General features: G+C 64.5%; 23 protein-coding genes. 7 read left to right on the top strand and 16 right to left on the bottom strand.

The features are described 5' to 3' along the window. A partial coding sequence (locus E1809_RS09795; protein WP_205754049.1) for a transposase occupies positions 1–297 on the top strand: 297 nt, incomplete at its 5' end. A 139-nt stretch (positions 298–436) separates the two neighbouring features. Here the strand turns inward: E1809_RS09795 and rdgB are convergent. From rdgB to clpS, 6 genes are all read right to left on the bottom strand, one after another. Continuing rightward, on the bottom strand, positions 437–1,087 hold the full coding sequence (gene rdgB / locus E1809_RS09790) for an RdgB/HAM1 family non-canonical purine NTP pyrophosphatase (RefSeq protein WP_133204038.1): 651 nt from the start codon (positions 1,085–1,087) through the stop codon (positions 437–439). Beyond that, positions 1,084–1,842: a ribonuclease PH gene (rph, locus tag E1809_RS09785; protein ID WP_133204037.1), complete on the bottom strand. Its 759-nt coding sequence runs from the start codon at positions 1,840–1,842 to the stop codon at positions 1,084–1,086. The genes rdgB and rph overlap by 4 nt, the downstream gene beginning before the upstream one ends. A 43-nt stretch (positions 1,843–1,885) precedes the next feature. Continuing rightward, positions 1,886–2,683, bottom strand: coding sequence for an MBL fold metallo-hydrolase (locus E1809_RS09780; RefSeq protein WP_133204036.1), 798 nt, complete (start codon positions 2,681–2,683; stop codon positions 1,886–1,888). Beyond that, positions 2,680–3,732 (bottom strand): glutamate racemase, encoded by a 1,053-nt coding sequence (murI, locus tag E1809_RS09775; protein WP_374102686.1) that lies wholly within the window; start codon positions 3,730–3,732, stop codon positions 2,680–2,682. Before murI ends, E1809_RS09780 begins: the two co-directional genes overlap by 4 nt. 104 nt (positions 3,733–3,836) lie before the next feature. Further along, complete coding sequence (locus E1809_RS09770) at positions 3,837–4,403, bottom strand: DUF2017 domain-containing protein (RefSeq protein WP_133204035.1); 567 nt, start codon at positions 4,401–4,403, stop codon at positions 3,837–3,839. Beyond that, positions 4,396–4,806 (bottom strand): ATP-dependent Clp protease adapter ClpS, encoded by a 411-nt coding sequence (gene clpS / locus E1809_RS09765; RefSeq protein ID WP_133204034.1) that lies wholly within the window; start codon positions 4,804–4,806, stop codon positions 4,396–4,398. The genes E1809_RS09770 and clpS overlap by 8 nt, the downstream gene beginning before the upstream one ends. A 154-nt stretch (positions 4,807–4,960) precedes the next feature. Here clpS and E1809_RS09760 point away from each other — a divergent pair, with 154 nt between their 5' ends. Further along, entirely contained in the window at positions 4,961–6,289 is a 1,329-nt protein-coding gene (locus tag E1809_RS09760) for a nicotinate phosphoribosyltransferase (RefSeq protein ID WP_235835529.1), read from the top strand. Then, entirely contained in the window at positions 6,290–6,916 is a 627-nt protein-coding gene (locus E1809_RS09755) for an isochorismatase family protein (protein ID WP_133204033.1), read from the top strand. Positions 6,917–6,961: 45 nt separating this feature from the next. On the opposite strand, the gene E1809_RS09750 is transcribed toward E1809_RS09755, so the two are convergent. The 8 genes from E1809_RS09750 to E1809_RS09715 form a co-directional block, all read right to left on the bottom strand. After that, positions 6,962–8,740 carry a DEAD/DEAH box helicase gene (locus tag E1809_RS09750; protein ID WP_133204032.1) on the bottom strand — a complete coding sequence of 593 codons (1,779 nt, stop codon included), beginning with the start codon at positions 8,738–8,740 and terminating at the stop codon, positions 6,962–6,964. Positions 8,741–8,917: 177 nt separating this feature from the next. Then, entirely contained in the window at positions 8,918–9,247 is a 330-nt protein-coding gene (locus E1809_RS09745; protein WP_133204031.1) for a DUF3039 domain-containing protein, read from the bottom strand. Positions 9,248–9,269: 22 nt separating this feature from the next. After that, positions 9,270–10,052 (bottom strand): glucosamine-6-phosphate deaminase, encoded by a 783-nt coding sequence (gene nagB, locus E1809_RS09740; RefSeq protein WP_133204030.1) that lies wholly within the window; start codon positions 10,050–10,052, stop codon positions 9,270–9,272. A 92-nt stretch (positions 10,053–10,144) separates the two neighbouring features. Then, on the bottom strand, positions 10,145–11,716 hold the full coding sequence (locus E1809_RS09735) for a transporter (protein WP_133204029.1): 1,572 nt from the start codon (positions 11,714–11,716) through the stop codon (positions 10,145–10,147). After that, on the bottom strand, positions 11,698–12,489 hold the full coding sequence (locus E1809_RS09730) for an ABC transporter ATP-binding protein (RefSeq protein WP_133204028.1): 792 nt from the start codon (positions 12,487–12,489) through the stop codon (positions 11,698–11,700). Before E1809_RS09730 ends, E1809_RS09735 begins: the two co-directional genes overlap by 19 nt. A 112-nt stretch (positions 12,490–12,601) precedes the next feature. After that, a complete protein-coding gene (locus E1809_RS09725; protein WP_133204027.1) occupies positions 12,602–13,705 on the bottom strand; it encodes an NADH:flavin oxidoreductase/NADH oxidase in 1,104 nt (367 codons plus the stop codon). Continuing rightward, complete coding sequence (locus E1809_RS09720) at positions 13,705–14,670, bottom strand: tetratricopeptide repeat protein (RefSeq protein ID WP_133204026.1); 966 nt, start codon at positions 14,668–14,670, stop codon at positions 13,705–13,707. Before E1809_RS09720 ends, E1809_RS09725 begins: the two co-directional genes overlap by 1 nt. 36 nt (positions 14,671–14,706) lie before the next feature. Continuing rightward, a complete protein-coding gene (locus tag E1809_RS09715) occupies positions 14,707–16,515 on the bottom strand; it encodes a DUF2905 domain-containing protein (protein WP_133204025.1) in 1,809 nt (602 codons plus the stop codon). 323 nt (positions 16,516–16,838) lie between these two features. On the opposite strand from E1809_RS09715, the gene E1809_RS09710 reads away from it, so the two are divergent. Continuing rightward, positions 16,839–18,029, top strand: coding sequence for an AI-2E family transporter (locus E1809_RS09710; protein WP_205754151.1), 1,191 nt, complete (start codon positions 16,839–16,841; stop codon positions 18,027–18,029). A gap of 87 nt (positions 18,030–18,116) precedes the next feature. Here E1809_RS09710 and E1809_RS09705 read toward each other — a convergent pair whose 3' ends face one another. Together E1809_RS09705 and E1809_RS09700 are read right to left on the bottom strand one after the other, a co-directional pair. Further along, on the bottom strand, positions 18,117–18,911 hold the full coding sequence (locus E1809_RS09705; RefSeq protein WP_133204023.1) for an alpha/beta hydrolase: 795 nt from the start codon (positions 18,909–18,911) through the stop codon (positions 18,117–18,119). An 18-nt stretch (positions 18,912–18,929) separates the two neighbouring features. Next, positions 18,930–19,262: an ATP/GTP-binding protein gene (locus E1809_RS09700; protein ID WP_133204022.1), complete on the bottom strand. Its 333-nt coding sequence runs from the start codon at positions 19,260–19,262 to the stop codon at positions 18,930–18,932. Between the two features lie 69 nt (positions 19,263–19,331). Here E1809_RS09700 and nucS point away from each other — a divergent pair, with 69 nt between their 5' ends. The 3 genes from nucS (at position 19,332) to E1809_RS09685 (ending at position 21,849) form a co-directional block, all read left to right on the top strand. Then, positions 19,332–20,027: an endonuclease NucS gene (gene nucS / locus E1809_RS09695; RefSeq protein ID WP_133204021.1), complete on the top strand. Its 696-nt coding sequence runs from the start codon at positions 19,332–19,334 to the stop codon at positions 20,025–20,027. Positions 20,028–20,108: 81 nt separating this feature from the next. Further along, a complete protein-coding gene (gene nagA / locus E1809_RS09690) occupies positions 20,109–21,356 on the top strand; it encodes an N-acetylglucosamine-6-phosphate deacetylase (protein WP_133204020.1) in 1,248 nt (415 codons plus the stop codon). 289 nt (positions 21,357–21,645) lie between these two features. Further along, complete coding sequence (locus E1809_RS09685; RefSeq protein WP_133204019.1) at positions 21,646–21,849, top strand: cold-shock protein; 204 nt, start codon at positions 21,646–21,648, stop codon at positions 21,847–21,849. Positions 21,850–21,884 lie beyond the last annotated feature (35 nt).

Raw genomic sequence — 21,884 nt, 5'->3', positions numbered from 1 at the left:
TACGCCACGCACAAGACCCCCGAAGTCAAGGCATGGCTTGCGGCCCATCCCCGCTTCACCGTCCACTTCACTCCTACCTCGGGATCCTGGCTGAATCTCGTCGAAGTCTGGTTCGGCATCATCGACCGGCAGGCCATCCGGCGCGGCGTCTTCACAAGCGTCAAAGACCTCAACCAGAAAATCCGCCAGTTCATCACCGGCTGGAACGACCGATGCCACCCGTTCGTCTGGACCAAAACCCCCGAACAAATCCTCGCAAAAGCCAACCGCTTAACTACTTCAGAAACGCGACACTAGGACCGGCACCTTTTTAACGAGAGAGGCACCCTGCGGACGGATCCCCGTCTGCAGGGTGCCTCTCTTTTGGGCTGGCGCCTCTCTTTTGGGCTGGCGCCTCTCTTTTGGGCTGGCGCCTGTCTTTTGGCCTGGTGCCTGGCTAGCGCAGCGCCGCCACAATCGCCGGCAGGAGGGCGCGAAATGCCTTGCCGCGATGGCTGATGGCGTTCTTCTCCTCCGGGCTGAGCTCGGCGCAACTGCGGTCCAGTCCGTGCGGCACCAGGACGGGGTCATAGCCGAACCCGCCCTCACCGCGCGGTTCGCGCAGGAGGATGCCTTCCAATTGGCCGTATTCGACGGTCTCAAAACCTCCGCCGTCGTCAGCTGACGGCACGGCGAGGGCAGCCGCACAAACAAACGCCGCACCGCGGTGGACATCGGGGACGTCCGAAAGCTGCGCAAGCAGGAGCTCCAGATTCGCGACGTCGTCGCCATGCCTGCCGGACCAGCGTGCGGAGAAGATGCCCGGGGCGCCGCCAAGGACATCGACGGCGAGGCCCGAGTCATCCGCGATCGCGACGATCCCGGTAGCTTCGGCTACGGCCCGCGCCTTGAGCAGGGAATTCTCAGCGAACGTCACCCCGGTTTCAGCGACGTCCGGAGCTCCCGCGGCGGACGCGTCGATCACTTGGGTATCGACGTCGAGGCCTGGTATCTGGTCCCTCAGCAGTTCCCTGAGTTCGCGGAGTTTTCCTTGGTTGTGCGTGGCGAGAACGAGCCGCGGTTCGTGGGCTGTCCCTGCCCCCGTCACGGGGCTTCCGCCAGGGTCTCGCGCTGGATCGCGGCGAGCTCGCCGGTTCCGATGAGCGCAAGGTCAAGCAGTGCGTTCAGTTCGTCCCTGTCGAACGGCGCCCCTTCTGCGGTTCCCTGGACCTCAACGAACTTCCCGGAGCCCGTCACCACGACGTTCATGTCGGTTTCCGCGCGGACGTCCTCAACGTACGGCAGGTCCAGCATCGGAATTCCATCGATGATTCCCACGGACACAGCCGCGATGGTATCCGTGAGCGGCTCAGCGTTTTTCGAGATCATCTTGTTTTCGCGGGCAAAGCGGATCGCTTCGGCGAGTGCCACATAGGCGCCGGTGATCGCGGCGGTGCGAGTGCCGCCGTCGGCCTGCAGGACGTCGCAGTCCAGGACGATCGTGTTCTCGCCCAGCGCCTTCGTGTCGATGATCGAGCGCAAGGAACGGCCGATCAGGCGCGAAATCTCATGGGTGCGGCCACCGATCCTGCCCTTGACCGATTCGCGGTCCGAACGGGTGTTGGTGGCACGCGGCAACATCGCGTACTCCGCCGTGACCCAGCCCCGGCCTTCGCCCTTGAGCCACCTCGGAACTCCTTCGGTGAGGGAAGCCGTGCACAGGACCCGGGTGTTGCCGAATTCGATCAGGGCCGAGCCTTCGGCCTGCTTGGACCAACCGCGGGTGATGCTGATGGGACGGAGCTGGTTGGGGGTGCGGCCGTCGGCACGGATGACGGGGACAGATGTGGCTTCGGAAGTCATACTGCAAGCTTAGCGATCGCGCGGCCCCGCTTGGACTCCCATGTCAGACGCTGTAGTGGACTCCAGCGACCGCGACGGCGACATCCCCGGAAAACTCCGGCCTCGCCTCTGCCATGACCTTGGTTTGGGAGGTCCACACCGGGATGTGGGTCAGGAGCAGGCGGCGGGCGCCCGCGGCGGTGGCGGCTTGTCCTGCGCGCTTTCCGGTCAAGTGCACGTCCTTGATGCCGTCGTCGCGCCCTTCCTCGAAGGCGGCCTCACACAGGAAGAGATCGGCGTCCCGCGCGGCATCCTCGAGGCCCTGGCACGAGTCCGTGTCTCCCGAATACGCAAGCACCCTTGTGAGGGGCAGGCCTTCTTTGTCCGGCTCCGTGACCTCCACGCGCAGGGCGTAGGCCTCCTCGACGGGATGGTTCACCGCGTACGGCGTCACTGTGAAGGGCCCAAGGCTGACGGACTCGCGCTCACTCCAATTGGTGAAATCGAATTCCTCGTGCATTCCCGGGTCCAGCTCCAAGCCGTAAGCCGTGGCCATGCGGTCAGCCGTGGCGGCCGGACCCCACACGGGGATCCTGTCGCGGCCCCAGCCGCCCGGCTTCCAACGCACCGCCACGTGCAGTCCGCACAGGTCCATGCAATGGTCCGGATGAAGGTGGGTGAGGAAGATCGCGTCGATGTCCTCAAGGTCCGTGTAGCGTTGGATGGCCCCCAAGGCCCCGCTGCCAAGGTCCATGACGATTTTCCATTTGCGCTCACCATCATGTGCGGTGAGCAAATAGCATGACGCGGGCGATCCCGGACCAGGAAATGAACCCGTACAGCCAACGATGGTCAATTTCACTGGATGCGGCCCCCGCGTGATGAGCCGAATTCGTTCCCGGCAAAGGGTGCGGGGGAAACGAAGTTGGACGTCCTCGCGTGCTGGCCGCCGGCGCGTGCGGCCTCCAGCATCTCCGGAGTGATCCGCGCGAGGCTTCCCGTGGGGTACTGGGCCGCGACGTGGTCAACGTGGCGGACCGAGAGCACCTCGGGACCGAGGAAGCGCCGGGCGAGGGTTTCGAATTGGGCTGCATCGCCCGTGGCCATGAAGTCGTGCTTGGGCTGGCCGGAATCGCTGCGTTGAATCCCGTGGGTGGCGAGCGCCCGGTAAACGTCCTTGGCGGTTTCCTCGGCACTCGATACCAAGGTGACGTCCTCGCCCATGACATACGAGATGACGCCGGTGAGCAGCGGATAGTGCGTGCACCCCAGGACCACGGTGTCCACTCCGGCAGCCTTGAGTGGTTCCAGGTATTCGTGCGCGGCGGCCAGGAGTGCGGGACCGGTGGTGATGCCGGCTTCCACGAAGCTCACGAACTCCGGGCAGGCTGCGGACGTGATGTCGAGGTCGGGAGCGGCGGCGAAAGTGTCCTCGTACGCCCGTGAGCCCACTGTGGCTGAGGTGCCGATGACGCCGATTTTCCCCGACCTCGTCGCGGCGACGGCACGCCGAACTGCCGGCTGGATTACTTCGATCACCGGAATTCCGTAACGCGCCGTGTAGCGTTCCCGGGCATCGCGCAACACCGCGGCCGACGCCGAGTTGCAAGCTATGGTCAGGAGCTTGACTCCCGAATCCACCAGTTCGTCCATGACACCCAGCGCGTTGGCCCGGACTTCGGCGATAGGCAACGGCCCGTACGGGCCGTTCGCGGTGTCCCCCACATAGATGATCGACTCATTCGGCAATTGGTCGATGATTGACCGCGCGACGGTGAGTCCGCCTACGCCGGAGTCGAAGACACCGATGGGCCGTGATCCCAGCAAAGCCTTGTCCGCATTGTCGTGTAAGGACTCCGGCGCCGTGGCGGCGCCCTTTCCGTCAGATACCAAATCCGATGCTGAGTTCATGATTCTTAGAGAATAAGGCAAGGCATGAGCGGCAGCCATGACTTGTGGTCCGGCCCTCGTGTCTGTTTTGTCACACGAAAGGACGCGGGCGCGCCGTCTCCGCCTTAGCCTTTCCGGTCCATCGAGGCCATCATGGCCTGGACCAGCGACTCCTGGAGCCAGGTGGTGAAGTTGTATACCAGCGCCAAGTAGCTCTCGACGTCGTCCGCCTGCGACCAATCCTGCATGGCGTGCACGTGGTCCGCGTCGGCTTCGTCGCGGATGTCGAGGCGTTCAGCCAAGACGAGCCGGACATCGTTAAAAGCCATCGACCACAGCCTCGCCTCCTCCGGCGTGAGGACGAGGTCGTTCCGATCCAAGCCCATCGCCGTCGCCCGGAGCGCACCGATTTTGGTCTCCCGCAGGGAACGCTCGGTGAGTTGCCGGAACTCAAGGGACGCGGCGCCGTCGTTCTTCATGACGTTCGGCAAGAGCCGCAGCAAGGCGCGGTCGGACGGTTCCCGCACGTTCATGTCGAGGCCGATCAGGGCGGTCAACGGGTCCTCGTCCGCCGACGATTGCGGTTCGAGCATCGAAATGACGTCGTCCACAAGGCCGCGAAGGAGTTCGCGCTCGGTAGGTTCGAGGTAACCCGTGATGCCTTTAAGTCCGTACTTGAAGGCCTTAGCCACGCGAACCGCCCTTCCGTCCTTGGCCGTCTCCACTGCTGCTCGCCTTTTCGACCGTGGCCCACAGCCCGTATCCGTGCATGGCGACGGCGTGCTGCTCGACCTGTTCCTTGCCGCCGTAAGCGACGATGGAGCGGCCCTTCCGGTGGACCTCCAACATGAGTTTGTTGGATTTGGCCTCCGAATAGCCGAAGTAGCTTTGGAACACGTAGCTCACGTAGCTCATGAGGTTGACGGGATCATTCCAGATCACCAGGTTCCATGGAACGTCCGCCGCGGTCAGGAGGTCGGTAGCTGACTCCTGCGCGAGATCCGTGCGTTCTTCTCCCTTTAAGCCTGCGTCTGTCACTGCGTTGGTTCCTGTACAGGTGCCAGAGGCAAGCCCGGGGGCAACGGTAGTGGTCATCTGTCCATTCTAAGGCGAGGGACGGGCCCACGACGGCGAGGGCCCCACGTCGAGCGGAGCGAGACGAGGGAGCCGGTGGGTGGGCCCACGACGGCGAGGGCCCCACGTCGAGCGGAGCGAGACGAGGGAGCCGGTGGGGACTAGAGTAAATTTCGTGAGTAGATCCGTTGCTTGGGACCACCCCCGCACGTCGCTGTACACCGATCATTACGAGCTGACGATGCTGGAGGCCGCCCTCCGCTCAGGTGCGGCGCACCGGCGCTCCGTCTTCGAAGTGTTCGCCCGTCGCCTTCCCGACGGCCGGCGCTACGGGATTGTCGCCGGAACCGGCCGCCTTCTGGAAGGGATCAAGGACTTCAAGTTCGGCGACGCCGAACTCGCCTTCCTGGACCAGCACGAAGTCGTGGATAAGGAAACGCTCGACTACCTCGCGGACTACCGGTTCTCCGGCGATATCTGGGGCTACCCGGAAGGGGAAGCGTACTTCCCCCACTCCCCCATCCTGATCGTCGAGTCGACGTTCGCGGAAGCATGCATCCTCGAAACGTATGTCCTTTCCGTCCTCAACCACGACACCGCCATCGCCTCGGCGGCCTCCCGGATGACCAGCGCGGCGGGGAACCGCCCCTGCATCGAGATGGGCTCCCGGCGCACCCAGGAGGAATCGGCGACGGCGGCGGCCCGCGCCGCCGTCATCTCCGGCTTCGGCAGCACCTCCAACCTCGAAGCCGGCCGGCGCTACGGGATCCGGACGGTGGGTACCGCGGCCCACTCGTTCACGCTCCTGCACGATACCGAGCGCGAGGCCTTCGAAGCCCAGATCTCCGCTTTCGGCCCGGGCACCACCCTTTTGGTGGACACCTACGACGTCGACGCCGGAGTGCGGACCGCCGTCGAACTCGCCGGAGACAAACTCGGCGCAGTCCGCCTCGACTCGGGTGACCTCGTCGCCCAGGCGCAATGGGTCCGCGAACTCCTGGACAACCTCGGAAACGTCAATACCCGGATTGTGGTCACTTCAGACCTTGACGAATACGCGATCGCCGCCCTGCAGTCGGCACCCGTGGATGTCTACGGCGTCGGCACGTCCCTGGTCACCGGATCTGGAGCCCCGACGGCAAGCATGGTCTACAAACTCGTGAGCCGTACCAACGATGCCGGCGAATTCATCTCGGTGGCCAAGGCCGCGAAGAACAAGGCGAGCGTCGGCGGACGCAAGTATGCCCTCCGCAAGCTCGATGAGCACGGAATCGCGACGCACGAGGTCGTGGGAATCGGACACCCGCCCGAAGACGACGGCAATGACCGGCCCCTCCTCCAGCAGTTTGTGAAGAACGGCGAACTACTCCCGGGGTGGACTGGACATGAGGGCGTGGTCCGGGCACAAAAGCGGCACGCGGACACCATGGCCGAACTCCCACCCGTGGTCCGGCGGCTGCAACGCGGCGAACCGGCGATCCCCACCATCTACGAGGAGGACTGAATGTCCCGCGCCTTGATCATCGTCGATGTCCAGAACGACTTCTGTGAAGGCGGTTCCCTCGCGGTGGAGGGCGGCGCGGCCACGGCAGCGGCCATCAGCGAGTACCTCGACACCCACTACCAACAGTTCGACCACATCGTGGCCACCCAGGACTGGCACGTGGAACCCGGCAGCCACTTTTCGGATAGTCCGGATTGGGTGGACAGTTGGCCTCCGCACTGCCGGGCCGGAAGCAAGGGGGCTGAACTCCACCCCGACCTGGACGCCGAGTACATCCAGGCCTACTTCCGCAAGGGACAATTCACGGCCGCCTACTCCGGATTCGAAGGGATCCTGGCTCCCGAGGACGAAGTGCCCACCGGCGAACTCACTCCCGGCGTTGCCGCTTCGCTTGAAACAGACGAAGACGCCCTAGGACTCGATGACTGGCTGCAAAGCCACGGCGTGGAAGACGTCGTGGTGGTGGGCATCGCCACCGATTACTGCGTCAAAGCGACCGCCCTCGACGCCGTCCAGGCCGGCTACGCCGTGACAGTGATCGGTGACCTCACCGCCGGAATCGCCGAGGACCTCGGCGACACCTATGCGGAACTCGAAGAGAACGGCGTCGAACTCAGCCAAGGCTGACGCCGACGCCGGACCTCCGGTTCCACCGGGGTGGGTTCCACCGGACTACTTGCGCCCGACGAACCAGTCCTGGAGCTTCCGGAGCCGGGCCTGCAGTTGTGCTTCGTTCGCTTGGGCAACGGCCGGTCCGCCGCACACCTCGCGCAGTTTGGTATGCACAACGCCGTGCGGCGTACCCGTCCTGGCGGACCAGGCGGAAACGTTCTTGGCGAGCTCATTGCGAAGGTCCATGAGCATGCGGTGGTCCGGAACGGCCGGCGCCGCCGGTTCGGACGAGGCGCCCTGGCGCTTCTTGCGCGACTGTTGGTCGTGCTGCCGCTGCCGCAGCAAGGTTCCCACCTGCTCAGCGTCGAGAAGACCGGGAATTCCTAGGAAGTCCAGCTCGTCCTCCGAACCGATATCCGCTCCCGTACCGAACTCGCCGCCGTCGAACAGCACGCGGTCAAAGGACGCCTGGGAATCGAGTGCCTCGAACTTGCCCTTTTCCAGGGAGTCCGAAGCCTTCTCCTCACGGTTGGCTTCATCCATGAGGCTCTCTTCGGGGTTGAAGAGTCCGTCCGGATCTTCCTTCTCGGGCCGGTCCAGCGCGTGATCGCGCTCGGCCTCCATGGAGTTGGCCAAGATCATGAGCGGTGGCACGGACGGCAGGAAGACAGAAGCCGTTTCCCCGCGCTTACGGGCACGGACGAAGCGGCCCACAGCCTGCGCGAAGAACAGCGGCGTGGAGGTGGACGTTGCGTAGACCCCGACCGCAAGCCGGGGAACGTCGACGCCTTCGGACACCATGCGGACGGCCACCATCCAGCGTTTGTCGCTGGCAGTGAATTCCTCGATCTTGTGCGAAGCCTTCGAATCGTCCGACAAGATGACGGTGGGTGACTGGCCGGTGATTTTCTTGAGTTGTCCCGCGTAGGCGCGGGCGTCATCGTGGTCGGTGGCGATCACCAGTCCGCCCGCGTCGGGTACCGTGCGCCGCACTTCGCTGAGGCGCTTGTCCGCCGCCGCAAGGACAGCGGGGATCCACTCACCGTTCGGGTTCAGGGCGGTGCGCCACGCTTGGGAGGTAACGTCCTTCGTCACAGCCGCTTCGCCGAGGGATGCGGCCATTTCGTCACCGGCACTGGTCCGCCAGCGCATCTGGCCCGAGTACGCCATGAACAAAACCGGACGGACAACGTGGTCCTTCAGGGCGTTTCCGTAGCCGTAGGTGTAATCGGCCTTCGAGCGCCGGATACCGTCGCGGTCCTCGGCATACTCGACGAACGGAATGGGCGAAGTATCGGAGCGGAACGGAGTACCGGTGAGGGCGAGGCGGCGCGCTGCCGGGTCAAAAGCTTCCCGAAGGCCGTCGCCCCAGGACAACGCTTCGCCGCCGTGGTGGATCTCATCCAGGATCACCAAGGTCCGGGCGGCTTCCGTCTTGGCCCGGTGCAGCATGGGCTTGCTGGCCACCTGGGCATAGGTCACAGCGACGCCGATAAATCCCCGGCCGTGCTGACCGTCGGAATTCTTGAAGTTGGGGTCGATCGCGATGCCCACCCTCGCCGCCGCGTCCGCCCACTGCCGCTTCAAGTGATCGGTCGGGGCGACGATCGTCACCCGGTTCACCGTTCCGTTATCGATCAGGGTGGAGGCGATGCGGAGCGCGAAGGTGGTCTTTCCGGCGCCCGGCGTTGCCACCGCCAGGAAGTCCCTGGGACTGGCGTTCATATACAGGTCCAGAGCTTCCTGCTGCCAGGCGCGAAGCTTCGGGGCAGTTCCCCACGCAGCCCGCTCCGGGTAGGCAGGAGGCAGCGCGGGGCCGCCGAAAAGGGTTTCGGTCATGCGGAATTAACACCAATCTGTTCCGGATGCGCAGGATCACGCTGGGGCAGAAACAAAGACTCAGGCTAAGCGCCAAGCGAGCGGCGCACAAAATAGCGGCCACCGCGAACGGCGGCCATCACCCGCGGGGTGGATGGCCGGCGCGGCAGGCATCATTGCCGGCGGACGAAGGCCCGCCTACTTGTTGTTTCCCTTGTCTCCGCCGTCGTTTCCAGGGCGAAGTCCGTCATAGATTTCTTTGCATTCCGGGCAGATGGGGAATTTCTGCGGGTCCCGGCCTGGAGTCCACACCTTACCGCACAAGGCGATGACGGGCTCGCCGGTCATCGCGGATTCCATGATCTTTTCCTTGCGGACGTAGTGCGCGAACCGCTCCCGGTCGCCGGGCTCCACTTCCTGGCGCGTTTCCTCGCGCTCAATGGTTGCAGTGGAAGTTCCGGCTCCGGAAAGCTCGCGCATGGGGTCGTCTTCGAATGGGTCCGGAGGCAGCGTTGTCATGCCTTCCATCTTAGCGGCTCGGCCTTCGCCGTCAGATGACCTGCCATTTCGGCTTGTTGTCATAGGTGTGGCGATAGTAGTCGGCAAGCTTGAGGGACGAGGCAGCAGCTTCGTCGATCAGGATGGTCGCGTGCTGGTGCATCTGGAGCACGGAAGCAGCACAGATGGCGGCGACCGGACCTTCCACAAAATCCCGGACTGCCTGGGCTTTCTGTGCTCCAGTGGCGATCAGGACAACGTGGCGGGCATCCATGATGGTGCCAAGCCCCTGGGTGACTACGTGGTGCGGGACCTCGTCGATGTTCTTGAAGAAACGGGCGTTGTCCTTGCGCGTCTGCTCTATCAAAGTCTTGATCCGGGTCCTCGAGGCGAGCGAGGATCCCGGTTCGTTGAAGCCGATATGCCCGTCGGTGCCCACGCCCAGGATCTGGAGGTCGACGCCGCCAAGCGCCCGCATGGTTTCCTCGTACGCTTCGCAAGCCGCGGGCAGGTCAGCCGCCATACCGTCAGGGCTGTGGACATTGGCGGGATCGATGTTCACCTTGTCGGTGAACTCACGGCGAATCACTTCCCGGTACGACTCATGGTGGCCTGGCTCAAGCCCGACGTATTCATCCAAGGCGAATGCGTGGGCTTGGCTGAAATCCAAGCCGTTTTCCCGGTGACGCCGTGCGAGTTCGTCGTAGACGGGCAATGGCGACGATCCGGTGGCCAGGCCGAGGACGGCGTTCGGCTTTCGCCGCAGCAGCGCCTCGATGGCGTCGGCCGCGAGCGCCCCGATCTGCTTGCTTCCCGTCAGGATGACAATTTCCATCGGCGAGGACCTCTCTGGTGGTGTTTCCGGCGGTGGATCAATTCTAATTCGAGGTTATCCCATGTCCCATGACTTGTCACTGTTGCGCATTGTCATCGGTTGACGATCAGTTGGGCAAAAAGTTCGGGGCCGCGGCGGTCCAACCATCCGCCGCCAATGCGGATTCCAGTCGCGAAAAGCACCGGACCGAGCACAAGGCCGATGCCAAGGGTGACCCAGCCCCAAGCGGACTCGCCCGTGGCGGCTTGAACGATCACGAAAACCACTTCCGGAACAACGAGCAGCAAAAGCACCCCCATGCCACCCAGTTGGACGGCGAGCGTCTGGGCGACATTTCCCGGAGGCTTCTTGAAAGGACTGTCTCCAGGAAGCGGCACGCTTGAGGTATATCGCGCCGAGACGATCGAAGACAAGCCCAATCCCGAGAACAAGACTCCAAAGGACAATCCCAGGATGCCAGGCAACCAGGCCCAGTCACCCGTCAGGAAGAAGGGACCGACTGCGAAAATCAGCACTATCGGAAAGGCGAGCGAAAGGCACGCCAACGCCCTTCCCAAACGGTCGTGGACCCCACGCACGCCGGTCGCCAGGTGCAAGGCGAACGCGGTGTTGTCGTAGGAAACGTCCGCGGCAATCGACCACGCGAGGATGAAGGCTCCCATGGGGCCGAGGATGACAAGCATGGAGTAACTGCCGGCCTGGGCGGACTGGAAGAGGAAAATGACCGGCAGCAACGGAATGACCAGCAGGGATGCGGCGTACCGCGGGTCCCGGATCCAGTAGCTGAGCGAACGTGCCGCGATGGCACCGGTAGGCGTCGCCGGAAACAGCCCGAACAAGCCGAGCTTGCCGCCGCGCTTTCCCGATCCCCCGGAGTATGGCGGAGTGACCAGTGCACGCTTGAGCAACGCGTTCCAACAGACGAACAGGACCCCGAGGGTTGCAAGGGAGATGAGCGCTTTCACGATTGCGGCCAGGACATCGCCGGACGCCAGGTCTCCGCCGATGGACCAGGGAGCACCAAGCGGTGTCCAGGACACGGTCCGGGCCAAGTCCGGTAGATAGTAGGTGGATCGGGAAACGCCCTGCACAACGCTGGCAAAAATCGGCCCCATCAGTATCAGCGGGACAAAGATAACGATGCTGCTCACGTCCTTGAAGCGACGGGACGCGGCCAGGCTCGACGTCGCCGTCGTCACCACCTTGGACAGGACCACGCAACTGAGGACTCCAACGACGGCCCCCAGCAGCGCACCGCCCACGGCAGGAACGCTGCGCCACCACGTCACGGTAGTGAACAACGCCACAACCAAGGTGGCGGCACCCGGCAGTCCGATCAGGCCGGCAAGGGCCAGGCCGGCCAACAACTGCCGCATGGGGATGGCCGACGTCGCGAAACGGGCGGGATCCAGGGTCATGTCAGCAGCCGAAGCAAGCAACGGGACCAAAACCCACCCCAACATCGCGGCCGCCCCGCCGAGGACAACCGCGCTGTGGGCGGTCTGCACGTCCGCCCACCGCAACACGACAAGGGCCACAGCGAGCCCTGCCGCGGCTCCGAAAGCGTAGAGCGCGCCGATCGCCATGCCGACGAGCTGCGCCGGACTTCGGCGGACGCCATTGAGCAGGAGCCGCCACTTCAAGCTCAGAAGGTGCGCAACCATTCCAGGCCTTCCGTCCGGGATCCGCCGCCCACCAACTGCACAAAGCGGTCCTCGAGCGACGCGTCGCCGCGCAGCTCGTCCACCGTTCCCGCCGCCAGGATCCTGCCAGCCGCCACCACAGCGACATGGTCACACATGCGCTGTACCAGGTCCATTACGTGGCTCGACACAATCACGGTGCCGCCCGAGGCCACATAGCTCTCAAGAATTCCCCGGATATTGGCAGCCGACACCGGATCCACCGATTCGAAGGGTTCGTCCAGGACCAGCAGCCGCGGGGCATGGATGAGGGCCGAAGCCAAGGCGATTTTCTTGGTCATGCCGGCGGAGTAGTCCACCACGAGGGTGCCCGCGTCGCCTCCGAGATCCAGCGCCTCCAGCAGTTCGCCGACCCGTTGGGCAACGACTTCCTTGTCCATCCCCCGCAAAAGTCCGGCGTAAGTGACAAGTTGCTCACCGGTCAACCTGTCGAAGAGGCGCACGCCGTCAGGCAGGATGCCCATCAGCTTCTTGGCTTCCAACGGCTTGGCCCAGACGTCCACCCCGTGGATGAACGCCGTGCCGAAGTCCGGGCGTAGAAGGCCGGTTGCCATAGACAAGGTGGTCGTCTTTCCTGCACCGTTAGGTCCGACTACTCCGTAGAAGGAACCGGCGGGGACGTCCAGGTTGATGCCGTCGACGGCGATCTTCGCGCCAAAGCGCTTCGCCAGTCCGCGCAGGGCTAATGCCGGAACCGGTGGAACGGCGGGGGAATCGGGGTGCGGGTGAGTCATGCAGTCAGCCTAGCCCTGGCGGCATCTCCGGGAGTCGTCCTGGAGGGGGAACTCGCGCAGCGGCTTGCGGGGCTTCCTCATCCCAAAGGACTACAAGGGGAAACCCGCACACCTAGAAACTGTGGCGCGGAACTGCACGGTGGTACTGGGGTACCCATTCGAGGGGATGGCCGAGCTCGAAGGCTGCGCGAAGCCACCAATGCGGATCCCGCAAAGCAGCCCTCGCCATGAAAACGCCATCGGCCTGGCCGGTAGCAACCGTGTGCTCAGCCTGCCCCGACGACGTCAGGAAACCCACAGCGCCTGTGGGAACACCCGCCTCGCGCCGGATCTGCGCCGAGAACCCCGTCTGGTAGCCAGGACCGGCTTTGATCCGCTGATGGGCAACCGCGCCCCCGCTGGATACATCCACCAAGTCCACGCCCCGCGAAGCGGCCTCCCGCGCCAAGCGGACCGAGGCCTCGATGTCCACTCCGCCTTCGGCCCAATCGCTGGCGGAGATCCGCAGCAGCAACGGCATGGAATCGGGAATGACAGCCCGTACGGCGTCCACCACGGCAAGCATCAAGCGGTTGCGGCCGGACTCGTTTCCGCCCCAGGCGTCGTCGCGATTGTTGATAAGCGGGCTTTGGAATTCGTGGAGTAGATACCCGTGGGCGCCGTGGATCTCGACGGTGTCGAACCCGGCATCCACTGCCCGCTTGGCCGCCGCGGCGAAATCGGAAATCACGGCTTCAATGTCGGCTTCGTCCATTTTGGCCGGGCTCGCGAGGCCGGCAAACGCTCCGTTGCCCGGACCCTGCGTAACCCAACCGCCGTCGTCCTCCGGCACTGATCCGCCCTGCTCAGCGAAAGGCCAATATGTCGACCCCTTGCGGCCCGCGTGCGCTAATTGGGCTCCGATCTTGCCGCCGGCCGCGCTGTTCCGGTGGACAAAATCCACAATCCGTTCCCACACGGCAGCTTGCTCGTCCGTGTACATTCCGGCGTCCCGCGGGCTGATCCGCCCGCCAGGATTGACCGCTGCGGCCTCCGTGAGGATGAGCGCCGCGCCGCCGGTGGCAAACGCGCCAAGATGAACCAGGTGCCAATCGTTCGGAACGCCGCCGCCGTCGTCGGGCGAGCAACTGTATTGGCACATCGGCGACACCCAACCGCGGTGCGGAAGGGTCAGGGAGCGCAACTGCAGCGGGCTGAACAGGGCCGACTGCGTCATTAGAAGAGGACCCGGGCCAAGCCTTGGCGGGCCTTGGCCACGCGTTCGTCCGAAATGCCCACGACGTCGAAGAGTTCCAGGAGCCGTACCCGGGCGGTTTCGCGGGCCGGCCCGAAGTTACGCCCGATGAAGGCAATGACGCGGTTGAAGGCGTCCTCGATGTGTCCGCCCGAGATGTCCAGGTCCGCCACGCCCAACTGGACGTCGATGTTGTCCGGTTCCTCCGCCGCTTTCTGGCGCAACGCTTCCGCATCCGGAGCGGTCAACGACTCCAGGCGCCCCATCAGCTCAACCTGGGCGAGGCCGGCCTTGGCGTCGGCGTCGGCGGGTTTCTCGGCGAGCGCCTGGCGGTAGGCCGCGGCCGCGGCTGCGTAGTCGCCGACCTCGATCGCGTCGAAGGCTGCTTGGTGGAGCGGCGGCAAAGGCGGCGCCTCGCCGGACGGAGCGCCGCCCCCGATGCTGCCGGTGACCCCGTTGGCTTCGGCCACTTTGAGGAGTTCATCGATGAGGCTGCGGATCTCGGGATCCGAAGCGGGCCCTTCGAACAGCGGGACAGGCTGGCCCTTGAGGACCGCCACGGCAGTCGGAATGGCTTGGATCTGGAAAGCCTGGGCAAGCTGAGGGAATACGTCGATGTCGGCGGCCGCGAGCACGATTTTGCCCGCGTAGCTGTCGACCACCGATTCCAGGCCATGCAACAAGTCCGCCGCTTCGAGCGAGCGCTTGGACCACAGGAGGAAAAGGACAGGGACTTGCGCGGACAATTGCACAAGGTCCTGGAAATTACCCTCGGTGGCATCCACGCGCAATGGCTGGCCATTCGCGTTGCCATCGGCGGAAGCGGCCAGGGTGCCGCCCGACGGCGACGGCGCCGGCCGACGCAAAGCAGAGAGGTCGACGGCGCCGCGAAGGTTGAGCTGGCTGGCGGCGGCTGGAGAGACGGGACGGGAACCTTGCGAACTCATACCGTCCACTCTAGCCGCTGCGCCAACAGCGTTTGCTTACTGGAAGCTTGCCCCCACCAGGCCGCGGACGGCCGCAACGAGCTTCATCGGGCCCGTGGTCCCGGTCGGCGGAATGTAGATTGCCACCGATTCCGCGAAGTTCTGCACCAGTCCGACCTTCGTGGAATCACCGCCGGCAAGCACAGCGGCCGCCTTGTCCACGTTCAACGTATCGCCGTCGGCCTTCGGCTTGCTGGTGAAAGTGAAGTCCACCCTTCCGATGACCAAAGCACCGCCGTCGGACGTACGGAACACTGATGTTTCCGGGGCAGCCGGTGTGTGGGTGAAGGTGAAGTCGCCGTTCGTGCCGGATTTCACGGTGCTCGACTGGTAGTCCAGTACGTCCGCGATGTACGGCGAATTGGTTCCCTCCACCAGCTTGTCCTTGAACGCCGAGTCAGGCTTGGTGAGGCGGTCGGCGAGGGCTGCCATGGCTTCGGTCCCGCTGTACTGCAGGCCCGTCTTGTCCCCGGCAGCGATCTGCTGGGTTCCGCCCAGCGGAATCGCCGGGAAGGACGTTCCAGGCTGGAGCGGGGCGGTGTCCTTGAGCTTGTAGTTATCGCGCGGAGAGGCCTGTACGAGGGTCAGGACCTGGGGAACCACGTTGCCGTCGCCTTGCGTCACGGCAACCACCGTGCGCGGCCACGAGCGCTGCGTGGTGATGACGCTGCCCAGCAGCTTGGTGGACCGGACCGGCATCCGTGCCTCAAACGTCGCCACCTGGGAGCGGATCTTGTAGTTCTGGGTCCGAACCTGCATCTCCGTGCCGTCTACCCGCGGGGCGAGCTTGGCGGCGTCCCGCGCAGCGTCGCCGGCTGCAACGGCACTGGCGACCTGCTCGAGGATGCGCTTGAGCTGCGAGTCCAAGAGGACGGGAGAAGACTGCGCTGCGTCTTGGGCGGACGGGGTCGCCGTCGAGGATCCCGACGGCGACGGCGACTCCGCGGCTTGGGCGCCTACCGCGGCACCGCCCACGAGGGAGGCCGCAACAGCGGCTGCAACGACGGAAACGCGCAGTGCCGCACCGCTTCCCGATCCCTCCCTGGAGTCTTTGCCCGGGGCGTCTTCAGGAACGTCGCTTCCAGCAGCGTCGGTTTCCGGAGTTTCGAGTACGCCGGTTTCGCTCGCGCCGTCTGCGACGGCCGGGGTTTCAGCCCGGTTCAGGAACGGATTCCGGGGACCGCTGCCATTGCCGCCGATGAACCTGCCGATGAACGGCAACGCGGCGCCGACGAGAATGAGGATGGCACCGATCACGATGAGGGGGACGGCCCACGGCATGCTCGTGTCGTTGGGGAACGTCAGAGACACCGACGACGGCGCTGGCTTGGTTCCGTCACTCGCCACAAGGAGCGACCAATTTCCGCTGGCCGGAGGCGTCCAGGTGTAGTCCAACTGTCCGTTGGCGTTCTCGGTCTGCACCCAGAGATCCGAATTCGCCGGTGACGGGGCCTTCGCATCACCTGCGGCGGCAGAAACCTGCAGGGACTTGCCGTCTTCGGAAACTCCCGTGACGCTGTTGTGTGCCGTCTTGCCTACCCAGGCATCCACGTCGTCGGGACGACCGACCGCCAGCACGAAGTTTCCGTCGCCTTTGATGCTGATCTTCGTCGGGCCGCCCTTGTGGGTCAGCACGCTTTGGTCGATCACGGTCAATGGAGCGGATTTGGTGTCGGCCGGAGCGGACGCGGTAATGGTCTCGGCCGGAGCCCAAAAGGTCAGCTGGCCGATGCCGGCCAACAGTGTCAGCAGGCCAAGCAGCACCAGCGAAACTGCAGTCTTCAATCGCACAGGAATACCTATCATCAGCGGTCGTTGAACTACAAGGGTAACGGTTTCGTTACCTTCGAGTCAGTTCGGCGCCGTCCGCCAACGAGCTGCCGGCCCCCGGTTAACCGCGGGAAACCGGCAATTCCGCGCGGCTGATAGTGTGGCGAACAACATGATATCGGGCGCCGCCGGGGCCTGATCGCGGAACGAAAAGGCAGCGAAACCACGTGAAAGAGCGCAAGGATCCGAGTCTCCCAGGCCCCGGGGACGGCCGGGAGGGTTCGTCCAATGGCGCTGGCCCCAACGGCAACGGCTCCAGCGGCCCTGGCAACAACGTCCGGGACCATGGAGACGGCCTGATGGCATCCTTCGTTCGGCGATTGCGCCAGCCCATTCCCGGCGCACAGCCCAGGGTCCGTTTCGAAATGCCGCCGGACCTCGAACGCGATATGGCGTCCGACGTCGAAGAGGACGAAACAGACGGTCCACGTTTCGGCTCCCCCGGTCCGCGGATGTCTTCGCAGCATCCGCTCTACGTCGGATTCATGGGAACCGCGGGCGTCGGCGTCGCACTCATGCTGTATTACATCGGCATGAACACAGCCCAGCTGCTGTTGTGGATCGTGACCGCACTGTTCATTGCACTTGGCCTCGACCCGGTGGTCCGCTGGTTCGAAAGCCGGAAGGTCCCGCGGCCCGCCGGCGTCGTCATTGCCGTAGGAGCCCTCGTCGCCGGAGTGGCGGCCTTTTTCGCCACCCTCATTCCCACGATCGTGGAACAGGTAACCCAGATCGTCCGGGAGGCCCCGGATTGGATCCGGAGCTTCGTGGATTCCGATTTCTTCCGTTCCTTGGACAGCCAATTCGGCGTGCGCGACAGGATCAGCCAGGAGCTGGACAAGTTCGTCAAGAACCCGGACGCCATGGGCGGTATTTTCGGCGGCGTCGTCGGATTCGGGTCCACTGTTGCCAACGGCATCTTCGGTACGCTCATCGTCCTGGTCCTGAGCCTCTACTTCCTAGGCGCCCTTCCTGCCATGAAGAGATGGGGCTACCGCCTTGCTCCACGCTCCCGCAGGGTCCGTGTGGAGGCATTGTCCGAGGAAATCACCCGTTCCGTAGGCAACTACGTCATCGGGCAGGTGTGCGTGGCTTTGCTCAACGCCCTGTATGCCTTCATCGTCATGAGCATCCTGCGTATTCCGTTCAGCGTCCTGCTGGCGTTCGTGGTGGCGTTGCTCGCCTTCATCCCGCTGGTGGGCGGCATGATTGCCGCCGTCGTGGTCATCCTGGTTGCCCTCACGGCCGGCTGGCAGACGGCGTTGGTCTATGCCATCTGCTACTTCGCCTACCTCCAATTCGAGGCGTACTTCATTTCGCCGCGCATCATGCAGAAGGCCGTGGCTGTTCCCGGAGCAGTCGCCGTCATCTCGGTGATCGCCGGCGGCAGCCTGCTCGGGGTCCTTGGCGCCTTGATCGCCATTCCGACCGCGGCAGCCATCATGCTGCTCATGAAGGAAGTCTTCATCGCCCGCCAAGACCGGCACTAACGGGACCGACGCTGACCGGACCGGCACTGACCAGGCCGCGGGCCGCCGTCGGGCACTGACCGGCCCGCGGACGGGAACCGCAGCTACCTAGGCCGTGGCGACCGGGCCGCTCCATTGGCGCGGGAGTCCTTCGACGCCCGATCCCGACGGCGTGACGTCGTCCACAATCTCGTCCAGGACACGTGCCGCATACTTCTCGCCCACCCAAAGGTGCTTGGCGCCGTCGACTCCCAGCACGCGCGCCTGGGGCACGAGCACGAAGCGATCAGCGGCTTCCGCGGGTTGGAGGTAATCGTCGTGTTCCGGCACCAGAACGGTCAGGGGCATGCCCGAGGCCGCCCATTGCTTCAAATGCACGTCCGTGGCCCGGTGCAGCGGTGGGGACAACAGCACAGCGCCCTCGATCTGTGAGGCGACGGGTTCGACCGCGCCGTACATCAAAGCCAGTTCGGTGCCGAAGGACCAACCCACTAGCCAGCGGTTCGGCAGCCCGCGCTCGACAGCGAAGCGAACGGCGGCCTCGACGTCGTAACGCTCGCCGATGCCCTCTTCAAAGTGCCCTTGGCTGGTGCCCCGTGGGGAGTGAGTGCCACGCGTATTGAAGCGCAGGACCGCGACGCCGGCCAGGGCCGGGAGCCGGTAGGAGGCTTTGCGGTAAACGTGCGAATCCATGAAACCGCCGTGCGTGGGCAAGGGGTGCAGGGTGATGAGCGTCGCCACGATCTCCCCCGATTCGGGAGTCGCCAGCTCGCCCACTAGCAGCTTTCCGTCTTCGGTCACGAACTCCACGTTTTCCCGGCGCGCGGGCAATACGGTGGACGCGCGGATTTCCGTGGCCGATTCGGGCTGGCTGAAAACGAGGGACGCAGGATCGAAACTCATGTTTCCAAGCCTAAGTGCTCAGCGGTACCTGTACGTCCGGCCGGTCCAGCAATTGGTGTGCCAGTGGCGGCGTTCCGCCAGTCCGGCGGCGGCGCCGAAAAGGTGTGTATCCGACCACACCACCAAGTGTGCGATCCCCGGCATGATCGCCGTGTGACAACCGGGGCAGATGTACGTCTTCTCGGCATTGCGCGCCGTCATGGTCCGGACCATCCAGTCGCCGTCCGGCGCACTTTCCCGGCGGGCGATCCCCGCCCGGGCACGCTCCAAATCCAGGTCCGGCGACTGCCCGGTCCGTTTCCAGCTGGCTTTCGCTGATTCGGAACGCCGGGGACGGTTGGAGCGAGGCATGACTCCATTCTGCCCCAGCAGACAGGCCCGATCGCCAGAGGGAGCGCCAGAGGAAGTAAAGTGGAGCGGGTGCGACTCGTCATAGCCCGTTGTTCCGTTGATTACGTCGGCCGCCTCAAGGCCCACCTTCCCCTGGCCACCCGGCTCTTGCTCGTCAAGGCTGATGGCTCGGTGCTGGTGCACTCCGACGGCGGTTCCTACAAACCGCTGAACTGGATGAGTCCGCCCGCTACTTTGCGCGTGACAACCCCTGAGGAGACGGACGTCGAAGAAGGCGTCGTGGAGCAGTGGTCGGTGCAGTCCGCCAAGACCGACGACCGGCTCATCATCAACATCTACGAGCACGTCCATGACACTTCCCACGAACTCGGCGTAGACCCCGGGCTCATCAAGGACGGCGTCGAAGCGGACTTGCAGCGTCTTTTGGCCGAGCAGATCGAGACGCTCGGTCCCGGCTACTCCCTCATCCGGAGGGAATACTTCACTGCTATCGGTCCCGTGGACATCCTCGCCCGGGACGGACAAGGCGGGACGGTCGCCGTCGAACTCAAACGGCGCGGCGATATCGACGGCGTCGAGCAGCTCACGCGCTACCTCGAACTTCTCAACCGCGACCCCCTGTTGGCGCCGGTACGCGGCATTTTCGCCGCCCAGCAGATCAAGCCACAGGCGAAAGTCCTTGCCAACGACCGCGGAATCGATTGCGTCACTTTGGACTATGACGCTATGCGCGGCGTCGACGATTCCGAGAGCCGGCTGTTCTAGGTTTCCACCGCCGCCAGGTTCCCGCACCTGCTCAAAGTTCCGCACCGGCGCCTGCTGGACACCGGCAACTAGAATCGAACCATGACTGCCACAGACCAGCCAACATTCTCGTCTGCGCCCGTACGCCACCTCATCACCGGAACGATCGTCACGGACGCCACGGTGATCGAGGACGGCCTGGTGGCCGTCGAAGACGGCCGCATCGTTTTCTCCGGGGTCGCCGCAGAGTTTGACGAGGGTTCCTTCGAAGGCTTCGAGGAAACCCTCAGGACCGATCTCCCGTCCGAACGGTACCTCGTCCCCGGATTCGTGGACGTGCATTGCCACGGTGGCAACGGGGGCGACTTCCCCGGCGCGGAAGAGGCGTCCGCCCGGAAGGCCATCGATTTCCTTCACCGTTCCGGAACCACAACGTTCCTGGCCAGCATGGTTACCGCGCCGCGCGAAGACCTCCTGCGCGGAATTGAACTCTTCGTGCGCCTGGCCGACGAAGGGCTGGTTGCCGGAATCCACCTCGAGGGACCGTTCCTCTCGCATGCGCGGTGCGGCGCCCAGAACCCCGCCTACCTGCTGGAGCCAGACCTCGGGCTCTTGAACGAGCTCGTCGAAGCGGCGGCGGGCAAGCTGGCCACCATGACCTACGCGCCTGAGTTGCCTGGCGCTGCCGAACTCGTGGACCTCATGACGTTCCACGGCGTCACCCCGTCGCTTGGTCACACGGATTGCGACGACGCGACGGCGGCCGCGTCCTTGGCCGCCGCGCGCGAGGGCCTGGAATCTGCCGGCTTCGACGGTGTCAGCTCCCTGCCGACAGTCACGCATTTGTTCAACGGGATGCCGCCCATGCACCATCGCACCCCCGGCCCTGTGTCGGCCTGCCTCCGCACCGCCCAAGAAGGCAAGGCGGTGCTGGAGCTGATCGCGGACGGCACACACCTGGATCCCAGCATGGTCGCGACTGTCTTCCAGCTCGTGGGTGCCTCGAATATCGTCCTCGTCACGGACTCGATGGCCGCCGCCGGGCTTTCCGACGGAAACTACATGCTTGGCCCGTCTCCTGTGACGGTGACGAACGGCGTGGCCACTTTGGACTCGACGGGTTCCATCGCCGGCGGCACCGCCACAATGCTCGACGTCGTGCGGCACACCGTGCGCGCCGGCGTCGGACTCGCCGACGCCGTGTCATCGGCGACGGCGGTGCCCGCGGCTGTCCTGGGGCTTTCGGACGAACTCGGGGGCCTTCGCAGGGGCTTGCGGGGGGACCTCGTGGTGGTGGACAAGGAACTGCAGCTTGCCGCGGTATTGCGCAATGGGGATTGGATAGCGTAGGCGGAATTCAAGTGCGCCCCAATGGGCCACCTACCCTTTTTGGCGTCACCTTCTTTTTACTTAAATTTTGCCGGAATTCCCGAGCAGACCGTTGACCTCCCGTAGCCGCCATGAAAGTGTTGTAGCAGTCTTTGTGTAGGTGTGATTCATGCTCGCAAGACGTGTTGCGAGCGTGAAGCTCCTGCCAGCCAAGCCCGGCTTGGAGGGAATACCAGGTCTTCTCGCGGAGTAACAAGGCCGGCACGCCGTGTGCCGAACTTAAAAGTTCCACAATGAGGAGAAACAAAAAATGGCACTGGGCACTGTCAAGTGGTTCAACGCTGAAAAGGGCTTCGGCTTCATCACCCCGGACGACGCTGAAGGCGACGTCTTTGTCCACTACTCCGAGATCCAGACCGGCGGCTTCCGTACCCTCGACGAGAACCAGCGTGTTCAGTTCGAGATCGGTCAGGGCGCGAAGGGTCCGCAGGCCACGGGCGTCACCGCCATCTAGTTTGGCCGCTTGAATTCTGCTTCGCAGATTTCATG

Source organism: Arthrobacter terricola (assembly GCF_004354015.1).
Taxonomy (GTDB): domain Bacteria; phylum Actinomycetota; class Actinomycetes; order Actinomycetales; family Micrococcaceae; genus Arthrobacter; species Arthrobacter terricola.
The sequence above is the reverse complement of the archived record's forward strand: the minus strand, read 5'-3'. Positions and strand labels throughout refer to the sequence as shown.